This is a genomic window from Nocardia cerradoensis NBRC 101014 (assembly GCF_000308535.1).
Lineage (GTDB): Bacteria > Actinomycetota > Actinomycetes > Mycobacteriales > Mycobacteriaceae > Nocardia > Nocardia cerradoensis.
In genome coordinates this window covers 1-19,972 of the sequence record NZ_BAFW01000364.1, presented here as the reverse complement: position 1 = coordinate 19,972, position 19,972 = coordinate 1, and the positions used below count along the sequence as shown (strand labels likewise).

21 protein-coding genes are annotated in these 19,972 nt (G+C 68.8%); all 21 read left to right on the top strand.

What is annotated here, in order from left to right; all coding sequences use genetic code 11:
• On the top strand, positions 1–1,080 hold a 1,080-nt coding region (locus ON23_RS31045), incomplete at its 5' end, for a cutinase family protein (protein ID WP_039782744.1).
• Complete coding sequence (locus ON23_RS31040) at positions 1,077–2,174, top strand: lipase family protein (RefSeq protein ID WP_039782743.1); 1,098 nt, start codon at positions 1,077–1,079, stop codon at positions 2,172–2,174. The genes ON23_RS31045 and ON23_RS31040, both read left to right, overlap by 4 nt.
• A 165-nt stretch (positions 2,175–2,339) precedes the next feature.
• Complete coding sequence (locus ON23_RS31035) at positions 2,340–3,707, top strand: cutinase family protein (protein WP_039782742.1); 1,368 nt, start codon at positions 2,340–2,342, stop codon at positions 3,705–3,707.
• A 341-nt stretch (positions 3,708–4,048) separates the two neighbouring features.
• Entirely contained in the window at positions 4,049–4,519 is a 471-nt protein-coding gene (locus tag ON23_RS38240; protein ID WP_157170341.1) for a DUF8176 domain-containing protein, read from the top strand.
• On the top strand, positions 4,516–5,172 hold the full coding sequence (locus ON23_RS31020) for a hypothetical protein (protein WP_051043597.1): 657 nt from the start codon (positions 4,516–4,518) through the stop codon (positions 5,170–5,172). The genes ON23_RS38240 and ON23_RS31020 overlap by 4 nt, the downstream gene beginning before the upstream one ends.
• Positions 5,169–5,453, top strand: coding sequence for a hypothetical protein (locus tag ON23_RS31015; RefSeq protein WP_039782739.1), 285 nt, complete (start codon positions 5,169–5,171; stop codon positions 5,451–5,453). The genes ON23_RS31020 and ON23_RS31015 overlap by 4 nt, the downstream gene beginning before the upstream one ends.
• Before the next feature lie 142 nt (positions 5,454–5,595).
• Positions 5,596–6,501 carry an alpha/beta fold hydrolase gene (locus ON23_RS31010; RefSeq protein WP_157170340.1) on the top strand — a complete coding sequence of 302 codons (906 nt, stop codon included), beginning with the start codon at positions 5,596–5,598 and terminating at the stop codon, positions 6,499–6,501.
• Positions 6,498–6,731, top strand: coding sequence for a hypothetical protein (locus tag ON23_RS31005; protein WP_039782737.1), 234 nt, complete (start codon positions 6,498–6,500; stop codon positions 6,729–6,731). The genes ON23_RS31010 and ON23_RS31005 overlap by 4 nt, the downstream gene beginning before the upstream one ends.
• Before the next feature lie 24 nt (positions 6,732–6,755).
• On the top strand, positions 6,756–7,391 hold the full coding sequence (locus ON23_RS31000) for a DUF8175 domain-containg protein (protein WP_051043596.1): 636 nt from the start codon (positions 6,756–6,758) through the stop codon (positions 7,389–7,391).
• An 87-nt stretch (positions 7,392–7,478) separates the two neighbouring features.
• The gene (locus ON23_RS36300) at positions 7,479–8,186 is read left to right on the top strand and encodes a DUF8175 domain-containg protein (RefSeq protein ID WP_500684457.1); all 708 of its coding nucleotides are present in this window, start codon (positions 7,479–7,481) and stop codon (positions 8,184–8,186) included.
• On the top strand, positions 8,183–9,604 hold the full coding sequence (locus ON23_RS36295; RefSeq protein ID WP_143860567.1) for a hypothetical protein: 1,422 nt from the start codon (positions 8,183–8,185) through the stop codon (positions 9,602–9,604). The genes ON23_RS36300 and ON23_RS36295 overlap by 4 nt, the downstream gene beginning before the upstream one ends.
• A complete protein-coding gene (locus ON23_RS30985) occupies positions 9,601–11,079 on the top strand; it encodes an SCO6880 family protein (RefSeq protein WP_039782736.1) in 1,479 nt (492 codons plus the stop codon). The genes ON23_RS36295 and ON23_RS30985 overlap by 4 nt, the downstream gene beginning before the upstream one ends.
• A 62-nt stretch (positions 11,080–11,141) precedes the next feature.
• On the top strand, positions 11,142–12,842 hold the full coding sequence (locus tag ON23_RS30980) for a putative type IV secretion/conjugal transfer ATPase (RefSeq protein WP_051043593.1): 1,701 nt from the start codon (positions 11,142–11,144) through the stop codon (positions 12,840–12,842).
• The gene (locus tag ON23_RS30975; RefSeq protein WP_086007016.1) at positions 12,842–13,969 is read left to right on the top strand and encodes a C40 family peptidase; all 1,128 of its coding nucleotides are present in this window, start codon (positions 12,842–12,844) and stop codon (positions 13,967–13,969) included. The genes ON23_RS30980 and ON23_RS30975 overlap by 1 nt, the downstream gene beginning before the upstream one ends.
• 80 nt (positions 13,970–14,049) lie before the next feature.
• Complete coding sequence (locus ON23_RS30970; protein ID WP_143860565.1) at positions 14,050–14,520, top strand: hypothetical protein; 471 nt, start codon at positions 14,050–14,052, stop codon at positions 14,518–14,520.
• A 161-nt stretch (positions 14,521–14,681) separates the two neighbouring features.
• The gene (locus tag ON23_RS30965) at positions 14,682–15,068 is read left to right on the top strand and encodes a hypothetical protein (protein WP_094028373.1); all 387 of its coding nucleotides are present in this window, start codon (positions 14,682–14,684) and stop codon (positions 15,066–15,068) included.
• On the top strand, positions 15,065–16,132 hold the full coding sequence (locus ON23_RS30960) for a hypothetical protein (RefSeq protein WP_039782733.1): 1,068 nt from the start codon (positions 15,065–15,067) through the stop codon (positions 16,130–16,132). The genes ON23_RS30965 and ON23_RS30960 overlap by 4 nt, the downstream gene beginning before the upstream one ends.
• A complete protein-coding gene (locus ON23_RS30955; protein WP_039782732.1) occupies positions 16,129–17,070 on the top strand; it encodes a hypothetical protein in 942 nt (313 codons plus the stop codon). The genes ON23_RS30960 and ON23_RS30955 overlap by 4 nt, the downstream gene beginning before the upstream one ends.
• Positions 17,067–18,035: a hypothetical protein gene (locus ON23_RS30950; protein WP_039782731.1), complete on the top strand. Its 969-nt coding sequence runs from the start codon at positions 17,067–17,069 to the stop codon at positions 18,033–18,035. The genes ON23_RS30955 and ON23_RS30950 overlap by 4 nt, the downstream gene beginning before the upstream one ends.
• A 73-nt stretch (positions 18,036–18,108) precedes the next feature.
• Positions 18,109–19,047, top strand: a complete 939-nt coding sequence (locus ON23_RS30945; protein WP_039782730.1) for a hypothetical protein — start codon at positions 18,109–18,111, stop codon at positions 19,045–19,047.
• Positions 19,048–19,109: 62 nt separating this feature from the next.
• Positions 19,110–19,972: hypothetical protein (locus ON23_RS30940; RefSeq protein ID WP_039782729.1), on the top strand; the 863-nt coding region annotated here is incomplete at its 3' end.

Genomic DNA, 19,972 nt, shown 5'->3' with positions numbered 1-19,972 from the left:
TCGAACCCCGACCCGACCGCCGACACGGGAGTTATCGGCGCACTGCTGGCCCAGGTCCAGGCCGCGGCCCCGGACGTGGTGCAACACAGCACCATCCCGTACCCCGCTGGGTTCGGCGGGATCATTCCCGGCGGCGGTCCGGCACCGTACGCGGAATCGGCGATCGAGGCGCTCGCGGGCTTGGACGCCGCTGCCACCGACATCGTCACCGCCTGCCCCGACACGTTGCTCGCAGGTGTGGCGTATTCGCAAGGTGCGCAGGCGATGGCGCGATTCGCCCAGCAGGTCGGTGCGGGGAGCGGGCCCGTCGCGCCGGACAAGATCGCCGGGATCGCGCTCTACGCCAACCCCGACCGTCTCCCCAACTCTCCAGTCATTCCAGGTCGGCCCGGACAAACTGTGCCCGACCCTGCACCGGGAACCGGCGGAGCTGCGGTTGCGGCGGTGCGGATCCTCAACCCGCCCGCGGCCGGTAGCGGTATCGCTACCGACGGTGACGGTTACGGTGCGCTGACCGGTCGTGTTGCCGATGTCTGCACCGACGGTGACCTGGCGTGCTCGGCGCCCGACCACGCCGCCTTCCTACGCATCGGCGCCGAAATCGCCGCCCAAGCCGACCTGCACGACCCGCTCACTGCCCTGTCGTCGATCAACGCGTTGTTCTCGATAGCAATGGGGCGAGCGTGGACCACCGTGCTCGGCGAGGACTTCCACACCGATGCCACCAACGTCGATTACGTTCCGGGAAAACCGTTGGCGCAGCGGCTCATCGACGCCGCCGACCCCCGCCTCGGCGCGCCGGGCACGGATCAGGTTCAGGCAGCCGAGCAGCGGTGGAGACAGATCACCGTCGCGGCGGTGGCGAACCCGCTCGGCGTCGTGCCGAAGCTGGCCGGCCAACTGGCCGGCGCCTGGGGCCAGTTGGTGGCTGACAACGCCGATCTGATCAACCCGGCGGTGTGGTTGCGCTACGGCGACACCGTCGCCCGCCACAACGGCTACCTGTCCAGCGGCCAACTCGCTTCCGGCGTCGCCTGGATGACCGCCCTCGCCCACGACGCCGCAGGACACCGGTCATGAACGACACCGGCACCGACTTCTACACCCCGCCCGCCCTCCACGACTTCGACGAGCCCGGCCGGATCCTGCGCATCCGCCCAACCGACACACCCAGTCTCATGGGCGCGGGCGCCGCGTGGCAGCTGCTTTACACCTCCACCGACACCCACGGCGAACTCACCGCGGCCTCGGGCATCGTGATCGCGCCCGACACCGATCCGCAACTCGGGCCAGGCCCGATTCTGGTGTACTGCCCCGCTTTCCACGGACTCGGTGGCCCCTGCGCACCGTCTCGGCTGCTGGCTACCGGCGCCGAACCTGACACTGAACCGATCACCGCGGCGCTGGAACGCGGCTGGATCGTCGCTGTCCCGGACGGGGAAAACCTCGGCATCACCGGCCAGGGCCCGCACACCTTCCTCGCCGCCCGCGCCGCAGCCCACCACGCCCTCGACCTCGCCCGAGCTACCTCCTCGATCCCGGACCTGAACACGCAGGGATCACCGGTAGTGGCGTGGGGGTACGCCGACGGCGCCCGCGCGGTCACGGTCGCGGCGCAATTGCACCGCTCCTACGCACCCGAAGTCGCCCTGCGCGGGATAGCGGCCGGCGCCACCATCACCGATCCCGGCGCGCTGGTTGCATTGCTGAACACCGGACCGTTTTCCGCGCTCGTGCTGGCCGGGCTCATCGGTTTGTCCCGCGCGTACCACCATCTGCCGCTGCGGCACGTGCTCTCGGCCGACGGCCACCAGATCATCGCCGAAGCCCAAAATCGCAGTACCCCGATGTTGCTCGCGCAGTATCGGCGTCCGATCGAGCATTGGTGCGATCGCTCGCAGCCGTGGACCGATCCCATGTGGCAATACGTCCTGGCCCGCGAAACCATCCCCGTCGACCAAATGCCGAGCGTGCCGGTGCACCTCTACCACGGGGCCCGCGACGCGCTGGTGCCGATCGCGCAGAGCACACGCCTGCGGTCGGCCTACCGCGAAGGTGGGGCCGAGGTGAGCTGGCGCAACTACGACCGCGGCCACCTCGACACCGCCCACGACGCCATCACCAAAACCATCCCCCACCTGGCCGACTACCTCAACCGAGCAGGCGAGGAGTGAGAAGCGATGCGCTGCAATACAGACCGGAATAAAGGCCGACGCGCTCTCGCCAGCTCGCGGCGGAGGGGCGCCGCTGCCGCCGTCGCAGGTGCACTGATCGCTGGTGGCGGCATCCAGGTAGCAACCGGCGACCCGGTGGTCCCTATCGGGGACCGGTGCCCGGCATTGTTTGTCTTCGGCGTCCAGGGCCCCGACGAATCGGCGACCGACACCGCACCAACTGTGGATACCGGCGCCCTCGGCCAACTGTTCACACCCCTGGCGGCGAATGCCGGCGACCTGGTCCAACGCCTCTACATCCCCTATGGAAACGCCGACACCGGCGAGCCCCAACCCTACGACCAAGCCACCACGAGCGCCGCGCACAGGCTCGAATCCGAGGCCACCGAGGTCGTCCATCGTTGTCCGACAACGAAGATCGCGGCGGCCGGATGGGGACAAGGCGCGGCAGCAGTCACCGATTTCGCCCACCGGGTCGGTGACAACACCGCCACCGTGGCCGCGGATTCCATCGCCGGGATCGCGCTGCTGGCCAACCCAGCGCGAGCTGGCGGTGACGTTCTTCCGGGCCGGCCAGGACAGACCACCCCCGCACCGGCTCCCGGCACCACGGGTTCAGCGGTCGCCTCTATCCGCCTCGCCAACACACCAGACAGCGGCACCGGAATCGATGCCAGCCTCGCCGGAAGCGCGGGCTTCGGGACGTTGGCTGGCCGAGTCGCCGACCTCTGTACACCAGGTGATCTGGCCTGTGACGCCCCCGTCGGTTCGCCCTTGGCACAAACGGTGAAAAACATTGCTGCTCAATCGAACCTCGGTGATCCGGTCGCAGCGATCTCGACCATCGCGCAAGCCTTGGCGGCCACGACCTGGAAAACCGCGATCGGCGTCGTCACCGACGACATCGCCGGCAACAGCCTCGACGAACTGAGCTACCAACCGACCAAACCACTCGGCCAACGCTTGGCGGAGGCGTCGGAACCCAACACTCCGATGCCCGGCCCCGACGACGCGCTGACGGCGCTGTTCCGGATCGGCACGATCGGCCTCAACACCGTGGTGTCGATGGCACAGAAGGTATTCACCCCCGCCACCATTGCTGAGCTGGCCACTGTCGGCATGGCCAACCCCGCCGCCGCCCTCGGCGTCCTCGGCGCGAAACTCGCCGGCGCGGTCGCCGACCTCATCCCGCCGCACACCGCGCTGGGCTGGGTGAACCAGGCATTCGACGCCATCACCTCCACCGTAACCGACGACAACCAGCTCTACCAGCTGGCCACCTACACCCAATACAGCGACACCGCAGGCCACCACGCCGCCTACACCGGCACCCCCGCAACCCCGACCGGAACACCGGCCCTCGCTGCGGTCGCCGACTGGTTCACCGCACTGGCCCACGACCTCGCTGCCACTCATCCCACCACCGCACCACCACTGCCCACCACCGCGGGGCCGGATGCGTCGACGACGCCCGGTGCCGTCCCTGAGCGGACCGGCACGGCAACCCCTCCCCCCGCCGTGCCGAGTCCTTGAACCCCTTCGGCGGAGACGGTTTCTCTGCGCCAGAGAGATCAGTTCGTTCCTCGCGGGCCGACTCCGCCGAAGGGCCGCCCCATCCACCCCCCATCCCTCCGAGGAGGTGAACCACCGTGCCACACAACACATCCGCAGACACGAATGCGGTTCGGGGTGACGAATGGCGTTGGCTCGAGTCCGACTCATCGGAAGAGCAGCAGTCCGAGCCCACGCAACTGCATCCGGGTCCTGACGACACCCACCTCGTACCGGAGGTCGAGGGACAAGAGCATCTCAAACTCGGGCTGCCGCCCCCGTGGGTGTGGATAGGCGTGGGTGCGGCAGTGACTGTGGGCGCAGTGCTCGTGCTCATCGGTGCGCTGGTCGTTGCTGACCCCGGCCGACACACCGCGGTTCCGACTCGCACCGCGGCCCTGCCCACGAGCAGCGCCGCAGCCGCTAGCGGGGCGTGTGCAGGACTCACTGGTGCTACGGTCACCGACCGCGATGGCGACACAGTAACGGTCGCGGGGGTAATCGCCTCGTTCGAGAACGCCTACTACCGGCTCCGCAACGCCGACGCCGCCCTGCGGGTTGTGGCACCGGAGGCGGGTCTGGCGGTCGATGCGCTCGCCGCCGGGATCGCCTCCATCCCGGCCGGCAGCACCTATTGCGTGGCGATCGCCCCGATCGGCGTCGGCAGCGCGAACGTGCACGTGGTCGAGCAGCATCCCGACCGCACCCGCACCGACTACCTGCAAGTGATCAATATCCGCCCCGACGGTCCCGGCTTGCTGATCACCAACATCCAAAAGCAGGCCGGACCATGAGCGCCCTCGCCGCACACACCACCGACGAGCCCGCCGACGGACGCCTCGACCCGACCACCGTCACAGAACCCGGTCCGGAACATCGTGCGCCGGTGAGAAAGTCACCGCTACCCGTCACAGGGGCATATCCGCCGCTGTTCGCGGTCCTCGGCGCCCACGGCGGCGCGGGCACCTCGACATTGGCCCGTTGGTGGGCACACGCCGCCGATACCGGGCTGGCGTGGCCCGCTTCGCCAGTGACCACGCAGCGGGTGGTGGTCGCGGCTCGCGAGTGTCTGCCCGGGTTGGTCGCGGCAGCGAATCGGCTGCGTGAGTGGCACGCCGGGCTCACACCCTCGGGGGTGACCGTGGTCGGGCTGGTACTGATCCCGCCGCGGCCGGGCCGGGTCCCGCTGGCGGTGCGCAGCTACCGCAGCACCGTCGCTGCCCTGGTCGAGGGCGCGGTGTGGCCGATCCGCTGGCACGACGACCTGCTCACCCATGAGCTCGACGACCTCGCCACCTACACACCCGGCGACCCGCCGCCGGCACGGCGAGCCCACCTGAGCGGCGCCGTCCCCGTCGACGTCTATCACGCCGGCACTGCGATCACCGCCCGCATCGCCGCCACCCGGCCTATCCACCCCGATCCCACACCTAGGAGATCGTCATGACTTATGGCGTCGTTGACAGTATTGCTGTTCTGGCGCAACAGATTCCGATTACACCCGAGGCGCCGCCGGGGTCGGCGGGGCTGACCAAGGTCGTGAACTGGCTGGCCTGGGCGGTGATGCTTGCCGGTATCGCCGCGCTCATCTACGCCGGCGGCAAATTTGGGTGGGAACGCTGGCACGGTGGCGCTGTGGAGAGCCCCAAGATCGTGCTGGGCGCCCTCGTCGGCGGAATCATCGCCACCAGCGCTGGATCCATCATGACGCAAATCGTCGCCAAATAGGCAGCGCGCCAACGGATCCGGCTTGCCGAACACATGGGTGACGTGCATTTCGAAACGCCGGCCCGACCGTCTTAACAACGTACTCGATTCTGAAACAAAGGAACTCACACGTATGCGAGTCACCGACACTTCCCTGTTGGCCATGACGACCAGCGACGGGCTCATGCTGGCCGGGGATCGTTGTGGGCCATCGTTCGCCGCAGCGACCGTTGTCTATGTGCACGGGTTGCTGTGCGACGGCAGCTGGTGGCAACCGCTGACCAAGCAGGTTCACGAACGCCTCGACGGCCAGATCGCACAAATCGTCTGGGACCAACGCGGGCACGGCCACTCCGGGCGCCCCCACCGCAGCGTCGAGACCACCCTCGAGCATCTGGCCGACGACCTCGACACCGTACTCACCGAGGCCACCGGGTCGATCGTGCTGGTCACCCACTCGGCCGGATCCATAGTCGCGGCCGCCTACGCGCAGCGCTACCCGGCTCGCGCCGCCGCACTGTCAGGGCTGGTGCTGTTCAACGCCACCGGCGAATTCCCCGAATTCCCCGCGCTGCCTCAACATTTCGCGTCTGCCGCAGCGCGGATCAAGGGCCTTCGTCACGGCAGGCTCGACCATGTCGCGGCCGCGGCCGCGTCGGTGGCCGAACGACGCTTCCGCCGCACGGCACGCCGACTCGGGTCCAAGGCTCCGCTGGCGACCGGCGCCCGTCCCGGAGATCCGCGGGTGCTCACCGACCTCATGCACGCCTACCGCCACTTCTACCTCGACCCGCAGACCGCCGTCAGGTTGCGATCGCTGCCGTCATTCGTGGTCACCGGCGACCGCGACCGGGTCGTCCCCGCCGCCCAATCGACACGGTTCGCGGAGAAGATCTGGGCCGACCAGCAGGTGGTGCCCGGCGCCGGACACTCACTGCCGAGAAGCGATCCCGAGCTCGCCGCCGAGGTGATCGTCGCGGCCCTCGATGTCGCCTACCGCGCCGACGTCGACCAGCTCCTGCTCGACCAGGACGGGGAGCTGGCCGCCGACACCGACGGCGCGCCATGACAACCACGCGGCTGGACCCGAAAGTCCTCGCCCCGCTGACCCAGCTGCTGGGGTGGCTGGCCTGGCTCGTGCTGCTGCTCGCGATCGCCCGCACCATCTGGATCGGCTGGCAGCTGGCATGGCGACTACACCGCGACGAAGCGATCGAAGGACTCGCCGGCGCCCTGCTCGCCGCCGTCCTCGTCGGCTCCGCCAGCGGCATCGCCGCCGCCCTGTTCCCCACTCACTGAACCCAAACCATCTGGGAGACACCAGTGCACCCGCACCCCACCCACCACGCCGGCCTCACCGCACTGATCGGACTGCTCGGCATCGCCACACTCACCGGCTGCACCACACCCGGCGACCACATCGCACCGCCCGTCACCTCATCACCCGCGGACACCCACGCCGCACCAACCCACGTGACAGCCACTGCCTACCAGGGCATCTCGCTCCCAGCGGCTGAGGAAGGGCCCCACACGGTGACCGGCGCGGTCGCCACAGGGTTCGCACACACCCCGGCCGGGGCGGCGCTCGCGGCCATCCACGCCACGGTGCGGATGTCCGTGGCACCCGACGATCAATGGGCCACCATCGGGCAGGAGATGCTCGCGCCCGGCGCGGGGCGCGATGACTGGGCCGTGGCGCGGGCGCAAATGTCGATCACCACACCGATCACCGGTCCGCCACCGAAGATTCTGGGCTACCGCATCACCGGCTACACGCCCGATCGGGCCGACACCGCGATCTACACCCAGCAACCCGACACATCGTTGACCTGCAACACCGCCACCGTCATCTGGCAGGCCGGGGACTGGAAACTGCTGCTGCCTGACGGGCACCACCCCGCACTGGTCACCGCCGCCAACGCGCTGCCCACCGACACAATCCTGCTCCCGATCCGATGAACACGACCGCCACGAACCCATCACTGAAACGCCACTGCTGGCTCGGTCTCGCAGTAGCCTTGGCCGTCCCGCTGAGCGGATGCGGCACTGACACCCCCAACCCCGTCCGCTGATCCATCCGCAACGATCACCACTTCCACCACGCGGCCACCGTTCACCGGGACACCGGCCCAGCCGCCGACCACAGACCTGTTCGGCAACCGTCTCGACGTCGTCGGCGACGAGGGGCGCGCGTTTTCCCAAGACCCGGCGACGCGCCCGAACTCATCGGCGGGCGACTACCTCACCGCGGCCCCAGCACGTATGTCGTGGCAACGCGGATGGGGCGGCGCCGCGCTACCGGTCTCCGGCAGCGACGGCCCGGCCGTCATCGACCATGGGATCGCCTCCGGGTTCGCCGACACCCCGCAGGGCGCGGCGCTGGCCGCCTGCGACGCGCTCGCCCGCACGCTCGCCGCACCAGAAAACCTGTGGCAGAAAGTCGTTCGTGCTCGCTTTGTCGGTGACGCCGACGCGTTCATCGCCAGGGTCACGCGTAGCCGCACCCGCACACCGGATGCCGCTCGCTACGTCACTGTCCCCGACGGAATCCGCATCCGCACTGGCTACCGCCCCGATTTCGCGGTCGTCGACATCGCCACCCGAACCCGCGACGGCTACACCGCTGTCTCCTGGCCCATGGCCTACGACAACGACTGGCGAGTGCGCCTGCCTGACGACATCGAAACACTCTGGCAACCAGGCGATCCCATCGAAACGCTCGTCGGCTTCGGGCAATGGAGGACCACCACATGACGACATCTATCGCCGCTGTCAACCATGCGCAGCTGCCGGATATCGTGTGTGACCTGCCCACCGGACCCGGTGCGGTGTGCGCGTTGAAACAACTCGGCGGCAAAGCCGCCAACTCCGCAGCCAACTCCGCATTCGACGACTTGGTCGACAAATTGGTCGCCAGCCTCACGTCCCTGATCCGAGTGCTGATGACGTGGTGGGTAAACCTGCCGGCACCACAGCTAGCGGGGCGGGGAGGCGAGCCCGGACCTGCCTTGGCGTCGATCCGCGGGTACACCAGCGGTTTGCAAGTCCTGCTGATGATCGCGGGGATTTTGTTCGCCGCTGCTCGGTTGGCGATGGCCAGGCGTGGTGGTGTCGCGGGGGAGGCACAGGAGAGCTTTCTCATGTTCGCGCGGGCGGTGTTCGCCTCCATGATGTTCGCGGCCTTGATCACAAGCGGCACGAAAGCCGGTGACGCGTTCGGCAACTGGGTGATCAACGACGCCACCGGCGGCGACCTGCACGGCGCGGTCGAGCGGTTGGTCGACAACAATTTGCGCGATCACAGCAACCTCGGCTCCGGTGTCCTGCTCGTACTTGCCATCCTCGGCTTGATCAGCATGCTCGTCCAACTCGCCATGCTCGTCATACGCCAAGCCGTCCTTATCCTCGTCGTCGCGGCCATCCCGCTGGCAGCTGCCGCCGCGGGCACCGGGCCTGGATCGCAGGCGTACAAGCGGATGCTGTCGTGGTCGCTGGCGTTCGTGCTGTGGAAACCTGTCGGCGCCCTCATCTACGCGATCGCCTTCACAGCCGCAGGGACGAAATTCACTGGCCAGCAGCAAGATCCGCAATTGGTGTTGCTGGGCATGATTCTGCTGTTGTCGGTGACGATCGTGCTCCCTGCCTTGATGCGGCTGGTCGCTCCCGCTGTGGTGACCCTCGGTGGCGGGGGAGGAGCGGGCGCCGCCCTCGCTGGTGGCGCCCTCGGCATCGCGATGGGCTCGGCGGGCGGGGACCGTTCCGCGGCCCGCAAGATGATCGAAGGTGAAAACGCCACCACCAGCGGAGGCGGTGGTGGCCTCAATCCACCGCCGAGTGGGCCCTCGGGTGGACCCGGTGGTGGTCGTCCGCTCTCGGGCGGAACAGCTGGCGGTGGTGCTTGGTCCGGGGGCGGGTCCGCGGGCGGTGGGTCCTCACCCGGTGGGTCGGCCTCGGCCGGGACCGGTAGTCGGAGCGCGGGCGCGGCAGGACAAGCCGGTGGCGGTTCCGGTGCGGCGGGTGGCGCGCCCGCGGGCGCCGGTATGGCCGGGGCGGCGGTCATGGGTGCGCAGTTGGCCGGTCAGGGTGTGCAGTCGGCGAGTTCGGCGGTCGAATCCCAAGCCGGCGACAGCTGGGATATCGACGCTCCCGGCCCGTTGGAGGTGCGGCGATGACCAGTCCTCGCATGTACGGCAGATGGGAGAAACCGCGCTCAGCAGGGTTCTTCGGCATGACGTGGGGGGCGAGCATGCTCGCGCTGGCGCTGCTGATCACCGTGATGGCCACGTTCATGATCACCCGGTCCATTCCGCCGACACTGATTGTTCTCGCTTGCGTCACAGTGGGTTTCGCACCGCTGGTGATCACGATCGATGGCCGGACCGGGTGGGAGACGGCGGTCTTGCGAGTCCAGTTCGCGACGGCGAAAGCGCGCGGTGAACTGGTGTATCGGTCCGGGCGGTTCTCCCGGATTCCCGGCGTGGCGAGATTGCCTGGGCTGCTGGCGGATTCACGGCTCGGGGAGTGGGAGACACCTGGCGGGAAGCGGTTCGCGGTCGTTCATATTCGCCGTACCGATCACTGCACGGTGGTGCTGCGGGTCCTGCCGCGCGGCAAGGAACTGGTCGACCAAGCCCAAATCGATGCCTGGGTGGCCGAGTACGGGCATTTCCTGGCCTCGCAGTCACGTGGCGGTGAGGTCGTCGCGGTCACCGCGGTCCTCGACACCGTCGCCGAAACACACCTCAAGCAACGCCACGAAGTCGCACGCCTAGTCCGCCCTGAGGCGCCGGACTTCGCGCGGGCGGTGATGCGTGAGGCCGCCGCTGACATCGGCGGAGTCGGGGTGCGGATCGAGGCCCGCATCGCCATCACCTACCGCGCCATCGGCACCTCCCGCAAAACCCGCCGGGACCTTCCCGAGCAGGCGCGCGAGATCGGGCAACGCCTGCAAGGTGTGCTGTCGCAGCTGGCCCGTGCGGGGCTCCCGGCGACGCCGTTGCAGGTGTGGGAGGTGCTGGGGCTGGTGCGGTCTCGCTACGACCTGGCGGCCCAGCGCGACATCGAAGCCGCAGGCCCGGAGATCACCGACACACAGTCGTGGGATTCGGTGGGCCCGATCGCCCACGAGGACCGCTGGGACCATCTGGTGCACGACGGCGCCCGCTCGATCACCTGGGAAATGGACGCCCCACCCCGCGGCGCGGTGCTGGAAACCGGCCTGGAGGAATTGCTGCGCCCCCGCGCGGATGTGCCACGCAAACGGGTCGCAATCGTCTACCGGTTGCATTCGGCGGCCGAGGCCACCGACATCGTCGATGCCGACTTCCGCGATGCGCTGGCCGCCGAGCAGACCGAACGCGGTATCGCCTCGGCCGCCGCGTCCATCCGCGTCGACAACACCCGCGCCGCGCGCCAGGAACAGGCCCGCGGCGCCGGCCTGACCCGATTCGGGGTCCTGGTCACCGTCACCGATGTCCTCGACGCCGACCTGCCCGGCATCGAAACCTCGGTGCGGACGATGACCGCGGCGTCGCGGCTGCGGGTGCGCCGCTGCTACGGCTCCCAAGCCGCCGCCTTCGCCGCCTCCCTCGGCATCGGGCTGATCCTGCCCGAACACGCCTCGATTTCGAAGCGGTTCAGCGCATGACGATTCATACCGGGACCCGCAAGGCTCGCCATCTGAGAACGACGGCAGTCACAGGGATACGCGTGCTGACACTCCAGGCCCGCGCAGAGGTCGAAACAGTCGCGGCCGGGCGCGGCCTGGCCGCCGTACGCGCTCGCTGGGCACTGTCGAGCGACGATCATCGCCGCGCCAATGCCGCACGAAAGGCCGAAGATTCGGTCAGCGACGGGTTCGCCGTGCCCGTGACCAGTTCGACCGACCGCGGATACCGCGGTGTCGGCGGCGGGCGGGCGACAGTGGTGCCGGCGACACCGGAATGGCGTGCGACCACGGTGCAGGTGGCCGGCTTGTGGCCCTTCGCTGTCGGCGCCACCGCCCCGGTGGTGGGCTGTCCGGTCGGATCGCATTTCGTGACCGGCGCGCCGGTGCATTTCGATCCGATGTCGTGGTTCGCCCGCGGATTCATCACCGCACCGATCGCGTTCGTGCTGGCACTCAACGGCTTCGGCAAATCCTCGCTCATCCGGCGGCTCGCAACCGGCGCCGTCGCCGCCGGAGAAACGGTGCTCTGCATGGGCGACACCAAACCCGACTACCGCGACCTCGTCGAAGTGCTGGGCGGGCAAGTCGTCGACCTCGGTTACGGGCACGGCAGCATCAATCCGCTCGCCGTCGGCGCGCTCGGCACCATCATCGACCAGCTCCCCGACACCGACCAACGCCGCCAGGTCGCCGCGCGCGTAGAAGCCGGGCAAGTCAACATCGTCGCCGGCCTGATCGAGTTGGTCCGCGGCTCCCGCGTCGCCGACTACGAAGAAACACTCATCGCCGCCGGTCTGCGCGAACTCTACAGCCCTGCAGGCGGATTCACCCCGCAGCGGCCGCCGCGCCTGTCGGATCTGCTGGCCACGATCTCCGGCGGTGCGCAGCGGCTGCGGCAGTTCGCCGAGGAAGACGACGACGTCGCGTTCCGGGCCGCGACCAAAGTGCTGCGCCGTTCGCTGCGCGCGGTGATCGAAGGCCCGTGGGGCCAGATCTTCGACCGCCACACCAGCACACCACTGGACCTGAACAGCCCTGCCGTGTGCATCGATGTGTCCCGCATCCCCGAGGGCGACACGAAGCTGCTGGCGGCGGTGTTGATGGTGTGCTGGAGCGAAGGGTTCGGCGCGGTCGCCGCCGCCCATGCCCTGGCCGACGCCGGTCTCGCGGCCCCGCGCACGTTCGAGGTCGTCATGGACGAGATCTGGCGCGTGCTAGGCGCGGGGGAGTTCATGGTCGACCGCGTCGATGCCCTGACCCGGCTGAACCGGCCACTGGGCACCGGGCTGATCATGTGCAGCCACACCATCAAAGACCTCGCCGCCTTCGACTCGCCGGCCGCGCAAGCCAAAGCCCTCGGCTTCTTCGAACGCGCCCGCGCCAAAATCATCGGCCCCGTCGGCCCTGAAGAGATCGAACGCCTCCGCGCAGCGGTATCGATCACCGACACCGAGAAGCTACTGGTTACCTCCTGGGCCGCGCCCCGGCCACCCACCGACGATCACCTCGACAACACCGGAGTGCGCGAAACACCGCCCGGCACAGGATGTTTCCTGCTCAAAACCGGAGAAGCCGACGCCCCGGGCATCCCGTTCCGCATGACCTTCACCCCGACCGAGCGAGCCCACGACATCCACAACACCAACCGCCGCTTCTCCCACCTCACCAGAGAACACAACAACAGCCCGCGGCCATCGCTCAAGGCTGATGCTTCCGAGGCGGGGGAAGACGGCGATGAGTGATGTCGCCTACCCGGACCATCCTCGCCGGCATCGTGGCGCTGCCCATCGCATTGATCTTGTTCCTGGCAGTGCTCGTCGGAATACAGCCCGCGGACTGGTGCGCGACCCAAGTCCTCGCGGGAGGAGTCGAGGGCCCGACAGGGCAGTCGCTGGCGGGGTTGAACGAGCGCCAGTTGGAGCTGGCACGCAACGGTGTCGCGATCGGCAAACAACGCCGGGCGCCGGAGTCGGTGATCATCGCCGAGCTCGCGGCGATGATCACCGAATCGACCCTGCGCAACCTCGCCAACTCCAACCTCCCCGAGTCGTTGAGCTTCCCCAACGACGGCGTCGGCGCCGACCACGATTCGGTGGGCCCACACCAGATGCGCGTCAGCGTCTGGGGACGCGTCGGGATCGCCACCCTCATGAATGCGGCCTATCAGATCAACTGGTTCTACGACCAAGCCGCCACCATCACCAGCGCCGCATCGATGACCTCCGCCGAACTCGCCCAAGCAGTCGAAGTGTCCGCACCGAACGCGTATGCGGGACAACTGGATCTGGCCCGGCGCCTCTACGCGATGTTCGCCGACATCGACCCCGGCGCCTTGCCCGCCGCCGAGCCGGGACAGTCACCAACCGGATGCGGGCCCGAGGCAGGGTCGCCCGGAGAGCCGGTGCCGGCCAGTGGATTCGGACAGGCGGTGGTGGCTGCGGCCCAGCAGTGGATCGGCACCCCCTACGTGTGGGGTGGAGGAGACGCGAACGGTCCGACGGGCGGCGGGTTCGACTGCTCGGGGTTGACGTTGTATGCGATCTCCCAGGCATCGCGCGGCCGAATCCGGTTGCCGCACTACACCCAAGCCCAACAAGACTCGCCGGCCGGGCAGTCGGTGCCGTTCGATCAACGCCAACCCGGGGATCTGATCTTCTTCACCACCGCTGGCGAGAGCGATTCCCACCATGTCGCCGTGTACGCGGGCCGCGACCCCGACGGCACCGACCTGGTCATACACGCCCCCCAAACCGGCCAAACCGTCACCACCGCCCCACTGGCCCGAGTCGCCGGATCCGACCACCTCGACGTCCGCCGCTACACCGCACCACCCCCAAACCCAACTCTGGAGGAGGGACAACGACTGTGACACAGGGCAATCCACGCCGAAGGGGTCTGGATCGAGATGCACGTGGACGTGCCGCTCCTCCGTCATCGAAGCGTCGCAACATGACTACCACCGGCGCAGCCGGTGGGAGTCGCTCTACTCACGAGCAACGGCTCGCCGTGCGGGCGTCATCAGGGCCGCACCTTCTGGCCTGGGTCGCCGCGACGCGGCAGACCTTCACCATCTGTCGTCCGGACGGGCACACCGTGGCCCACGATCGCTTCCACCGTGACCTGATCATCGACAGCGGTGACGCTGCCGTCGAAGCCGCTGCGCTGCAAGCGATCTGGCTTGCCGCACGCGGGAAAGACCTCTGGGGCGCTGATGTGGCGACCCTGCGCATCGTCACATCCCGCCTTGTCACGGACCCGGGTTCCCTGCGACTGGCGGCGTCTTCCAGCGGCCTGGTGCTCGAACTCGTTGTCGACGCCACCGCCACCAATCCCGCGACCAGCCATCAGCTCGGCGTCTGGGTCGACTGGCGGCGTGTCGACCTCACCTGCTTCATCCAACATCCGAGGAACCCGCGATGAAACCACTCTCTGCCCTCGCTCTCACTGTCCTAGCCGGAACGTGCCTGCTGACCGCGTGCACCGAGCACCCCTCACGCGGACGCCCGCCGGACGAAAACCTCTGTGAGATCGCAGGATTCGAGCCGCCCTTTGCCGTGGTCGACCCCTGCTCGGCTGACTCGGTGACTTCGGCGGCGCTGGCGACGATGTTCACCTACCGGCCTGCCGAAGGGCTCGACCCGCGGTGCGCGTTCGAGGCAGCGACGCCGCTGCTGGACCCAGAATTCGCGCGCAGCGGTGCACCCGCGGCGATCGCACTGGCACCGGTCACAGCCGACATGTGGGCGCGGTGGCGGGACCAGGACATCGCGGTCACTGCGACTGCCCGCGCCACGGCTGATGATCACCCCGCCGACACCGCGTCGCGGGCGGCACGTGTGGTGACCGTGAATATGCAACCCAGCTACAGCACACCCGCGTTGCGCCTGGTCGTATTCGCTGTCGCGCACCGAACCAAGACCAGCGCAGGCGTGCGGTGGCTGCTGTCGAATGTGCAGGTGGCGTCGTGACCAGCGGCAACGGCGACCCGGTCGACGAGGGCGGGCAAGCGGTCAAAGCCGGGTTCGTGCAGGCGATGCAAACCGCGGCGATGACGATGAACCTGCTGCAGCGCCGCGGCAGCGAATCGCGGTCGCGGCAAGAATTCGCTCAACGCCAGGACGACCGGATCGCCGAACAGCAGCGCAAGAACCACGTTCACGGCGCGCAGATCCAGGGCTACATCGATCGAGCTGAGCATGGTCGCCTCGAGCACTGGGCCGATATGGCGGTCAAGGCCGGCCGCTACCGCGAGCACCTGCTCGAGATGGACGTCAAAAACGCGCGCCTGCAACACGATCAGGACAGAGCAGACCGAGCCAAGGACAGCGACGAATCCACCGAGGAACGCCGCGACAAGGTTCACGGGTTGCAGGTGCGGGCCCTGCGCGGTGAGTACAACCGCAAAGACACGATCCATACCCAGCAGCTGCGCCGCTACGGCAAACAGATCGCCCAGGACGGGCGCTTGCACGATCTGAAGGTCGAATACCAGAAGCTGCTGATCGAGGCCCGCAAACGCGCGCTCGGACTCACCGAAACACTCACCGACACCGACCCCGGCACCGCCCGCGCCCACACTGCCAGCGCGGGGTGGGCAGCCGCCGAGGCGACCGCCGATCTGTCCGACGACCAGCGCGCTCACGCCGACGCATGGGCCGAACGATACGGCGAGGACACCGGCAACGACCCCCGCACCACATTGGCCGAGGCTCGTGCCGAGGCTGCGGCCCTCGACGACGCCGTCGATGAACTCCACAACCAAATGAGCGCGCTCAGTGCCGAGTACACCCTTGCCAGCTATGGCGAATCCCAGCTGCGGGATATGAGCTCCCACAGCGCCACCGAACCCGCCCGCGGACCCGAGGCCGATTCAGGCGAAGAGCTCGAAGTGCGCGACGGAGAGGTCATCGACGTCGCAGTCGAGGTCACCGGCGTCACCGGCGACCTCGAAATGGGCGCCGACTTCGCGCCACCGGTTCTCCCACCCGTCAAAGCTCTCGGGCCCGCGCCATCGGCGGAGATCGAACCATGATGGCGCGCAACACGTTTCTTGCCGGCGAATCGGGTGTGGCCGTGCCCGATCGGTGGCAGATGAAACTGCTCGCGGGTGTGTATACGCATGCGTCGGCGGCGCGGGAGATGGCCGCGGCGGCGCGGGCAGGACGGGAGGCCACCGGTGAGTTTCCGCCGCCGTCGTGGTCGAGGGCTTTCCGCACCGAGGTCCTGCTCGGCCAAGAGCTCGAGAAAGCGGGACTGGCCGCCGGGGTACCGTGCGAGTGGCTGAACCAGGCGCGCACGCGCGCCCATCTCGCACAGCCGTGGCGACGTGACCTGCACTGGCGCATCCCGAAACCGGTGGACCGGGCCAGGCTGCTGGTCGGGCTGGCCGGCGAGGCGCACCGGATTCAGGACCTCGCCGCAGTGGCGGTCGCCTACGAGCACCGCGGCGCGCACGCCGAACCCGGCACCGCGACCTGGGTCATGCGCAACCTGCGCCGATCCCGCACCCGCGTGGTCCAACTCGCACGGCTGCTCGCCGTGACCGACGACGAAGCACAGCGCATGTGGAACTCGCCGCAGCACTGGACTGCCGCCGCCGAGGGGGCCCGCGCCGCGACTGTCGACGAACTGGACGCCCGCTGGCGCGAGCACGCCCGCAGCGACCAGACCAGCGTCGTCCTGCAAGCCCGCGCACTCACCAAATCCGGCATCACCGCACCAACCAGCGCCGCACTCCCACCACCCGACCAGATCCTCCAGCTCCTTCGAAACAAGCTCGGACACACCACAGTTCCTGTATCCGAGGCCTCAGACCGGCGTCTGGCAGCCGATCTGGTCGCACCGGCCGGGCAAGGCATCGATAGGGCGGTGGCCGCAGCCGGAATCGGCAGCAGCGGCCATGACGGCCTGGTGGCGGATCTTGCGCCGCTGCCACGCCAGCCCGGCACCGGAGTCGAGGTCGAACTATGACCGCCACCGAACACGCCCTCGGTGCGGCCGGTCGGCGTCCGGTGGCGCCGAACGCGGCGCAGAAGGCACTGCTGCGGCGGTTGTGTGCGGTGGCGGCCCAGACGCGGGTGTTGCTCGATACCGCCCGAAACGACTATGAGACAGGAGTTTTGGCTGAACCTGCCTGGTTCGCGCGCCTGGATGCCCTGATGGCGCGCAGCGCCGCGCTGGTGGAGTTGGGCCACGCCGGTGGGATCCCGCAGCGGTGGATCGATCTCGCTCGCCAGCAGGGCGAGCGCGGCACGGGGTGGCGGACCCCGCAACGATGGCCCGTCCCGCAGCCCGTGCACCGGGCCCGCCTCATCGACGACCTCGCCGCCGAAGCCCGCGACCTCAGCGACACCGTTGCCGTCCACGCCGCCTACCGCACCCGCGCCCGCAGCAACGAACCCGAATCGCTGTGCACACGAATCGAAGCCTCCGCAGCTGTGCGCCACGAGCGTCTGACCTCGATCGCGGCGCTCTTGGATTTGATCGGACCCGAACGTGACCGGATAAGGCCCGCCTCGGATCCGATCTGGGCACGCGCTCTGGCGGCCACGGTGCGAGACCGTGGTCCCTCCCTGCTGGCACAACAATGGCGCGCCCACGCCGAACACGAACCCACATCGGTGGCGGCCTACCGGCTGCTGACCGACCACGGCGACATCGACTTCCTCCCGGATTCCGCCATCGCGCCCGTCCCTGCGGTGATGATCGAGCACATCGTCGCCGCTCTGCGACTGCCACCCGGCCTGGCTGTTCACGACCTGCCACTCGGCCTGGCTGTTCACGACCTGCCACTCGGCGCCGCCACAGACAGTGCCGTGACCGCCGCGTTAGGCGAGCCCCGGTGCGTCGAATTCCCCGCGCCAACTGCCGGCGACGAGCGGCACGTCGGCGGAGCACCGGCACGCACACATCGCGACAACGGCCCGAGCCCGTGACCGCGCGGGGCACACGCCCGCGTGCCGTCGACCAACCGGCGGCCGAGCACCGAGCCCGAGCCAGGAGAAAAGAATGACGATCCCGCAACCGAAACCCGATCCGGCCCCCATCCCAGTTCCGACCTCGACCGTCGCGCCGGGCAGCGACCGTGTCCGGGGCCCGAACACCGCCCAAGCGGCATTGCTGCGGCGGCTGCGTGAGGTATCCGACGGGCTGCGCCGGATGCAGGAAACAGGTCGCCTCGGAGGCGAATTCGGGCACTTTCCCACCGAACTGTGGCACGACTACCTCGACGAGATGCACGACCGCGCCGACGCACTGACCGCGCTCGGACGTGCCGGCGGTATCCCTGCCCAGTGGCTCGGCTACGCCCGCGGCCACAGCACCGCGCAGGTACCGGGCCGTTGGCCGGAAACCGGTGCGCCGCCGCGTGCGGAACTGATCGCCGCCGTGGCCGAGCAGGCGCGCGAGTTCGGCCAGATCGCGACGGTGCACGCCGCGTACCAATTCCGCACCAGCGGCGAATTCGACCGAGCGCAGGAAGCCTTCGCTGAAAAGCTGGGTCAACACTGGGACCGGATCGGCACCGTCGCAGCGCTCCTGCAACCCGTCGGCGCGGAACGCGAACAGATATGGCCCGCCGCCGAAGACCCCGTGTGGATCGCGGCCTTCGCCGACCCCGTACGCGACATCGACCCCGGCGACCTGGCGCGGCGATGGCATACCCATCTGTCCGCCCCGGACGCCGACGTGTCCGCACACGCGACGCTGGCCGACTACGGCGACCTCACCTGGGACCCCGACCGCGAACTCGTGCCCCCACCGCAAGCGCTGATCGCCCAAGTCAGCGCCGCATTGCGCGCCCAGCACACGGTCGGTGGTGGCGCCGCGATCGACGCCGATATCGGCGCCGCGCTACCGGAGATGGCCCGCGAATTCACGCCCGAGATCCCCACATCGGACCCGGACCGTGGTGTTGTCCCGGCGCTCGACCCCGGACCCCAACCGTGACGGCAAACCCGGCAGACGAAAACACCAGCAGTGCAACACAATTCGGTTCAGGAGGCCCACCGATGACGGACCCGCAAGCACCGCGCGTGCAGCGAAGACCGGTGTGGCAGCAGAGACTGCTCGACCGGATCCAGGACTTGTCCGACGACCGTGGCCGGCTGCTGCGGGAGGGCTACGACACTCCGCCCGGGGCGGGGGAGTTGTCCATGCTGGCATGGCGTACTCAGCTGCTGCAGCTGGCGGCTGACCGCAGCGAGATCGAAGCCCGCGCGCACGCGATCGGCATCCCGCCCGCCGAAGTCGCCGCCGCCCGAGCGGCGGGAAGCCGCGGACGCCGAGCCGACCTCAACCCCGAGCCCGGCGCCGATGCGGTGCGCGAGCACGTGATGGGCTGGGTGGCCAGCGACGTATGGCAGATCCAGCACATGGCCGCGATCGACGTCGCACACCGGAGGCGTGCGGTCACCGACGCACCCCGGTTCGAGCCCGAGCCAGGGATGGTCGCTCAGTTCGAGCGCAACCTGAGCGCGTTGTGGATCCGGGCCGGCAACGTCGCCGACGCGATCGGCCTCACCGTCGATGAATCCGCCGGAATGTGGGCGCGGACCAGCAGTGACTGGCAGCGAATCCTCGATGCCACGACACATTCCTACGATGATGAGGCGCTCGAGGAACGCTGGCGCGTCTACGCCAGCCCGGGCATCGAAACGAGCGTGATACGCGATGCCACGGCCATCACCCTGCGCGTGGACGTCGCCTTGTCCGAGCAACCCGTGCGCATCCCCACACCGCACGCTATGAAAACCGCTGCCGCAGCGGCATTCCTGTCCCGGCCGGCCACCGGTGCCGACCCCATCGCCGACGCGATCGAGCGCGCCCTGCCCGCCGAAGCCGACCACACCCGCTGGGACACACCCACACCCCC

What these genes read in the sequence shown, in the direction of transcription:
- ON23_RS36295 (WP_143860567.1), top strand. Translation starts at nt 8,183, where the DNA reads ATGACGACATCTATCGCCGCTGTCAACCATGCGCAGCTGCCGGATATC.
- ON23_RS31020 (WP_051043597.1), top strand. Translation starts at nt 4,516, where the DNA reads ATGAGCGCCCTCGCCGCACACACCACCGACGAGCCCGCCGACGGACGC.
- ON23_RS30985 (WP_039782736.1), top strand. Translation starts at nt 9,601, where the DNA reads ATGACCAGTCCTCGCATGTACGGCAGATGGGAGAAACCGCGCTCAGCA.
- ON23_RS30950 (WP_039782731.1), top strand. Translation starts at nt 17,067, where the DNA reads ATGACCGCCACCGAACACGCCCTCGGTGCGGCCGGTCGGCGTCCGGTG.
- ON23_RS31015 (WP_039782739.1), top strand. Translation starts at nt 5,169, where the DNA reads ATGACTTATGGCGTCGTTGACAGTATTGCTGTTCTGGCGCAACAGATT.
- ON23_RS31040 (WP_039782743.1), top strand. Translation starts at nt 1,077, where the DNA reads ATGAACGACACCGGCACCGACTTCTACACCCCGCCCGCCCTCCACGAC.
- ON23_RS30945 (WP_039782730.1), top strand. Translation starts at nt 18,109, where the DNA reads ATGACGATCCCGCAACCGAAACCCGATCCGGCCCCCATCCCAGTTCCG.
- ON23_RS30955 (WP_039782732.1), top strand. Translation starts at nt 16,129, where the DNA reads ATGATGGCGCGCAACACGTTTCTTGCCGGCGAATCGGGTGTGGCCGTG.
- ON23_RS31005 (WP_039782737.1), top strand. Translation starts at nt 6,498, where the DNA reads ATGACAACCACGCGGCTGGACCCGAAAGTCCTCGCCCCGCTGACCCAG.
- ON23_RS30970 (WP_143860565.1), top strand. Translation starts at nt 14,050, where the DNA reads ATGACTACCACCGGCGCAGCCGGTGGGAGTCGCTCTACTCACGAGCAA.
- ON23_RS31010 (WP_157170340.1), top strand. Translation starts at nt 5,596, where the DNA reads ATGACGACCAGCGACGGGCTCATGCTGGCCGGGGATCGTTGTGGGCCA.
- ON23_RS30975 (WP_086007016.1), top strand. Translation starts at nt 12,842, where the DNA reads ATGTCGCCTACCCGGACCATCCTCGCCGGCATCGTGGCGCTGCCCATC.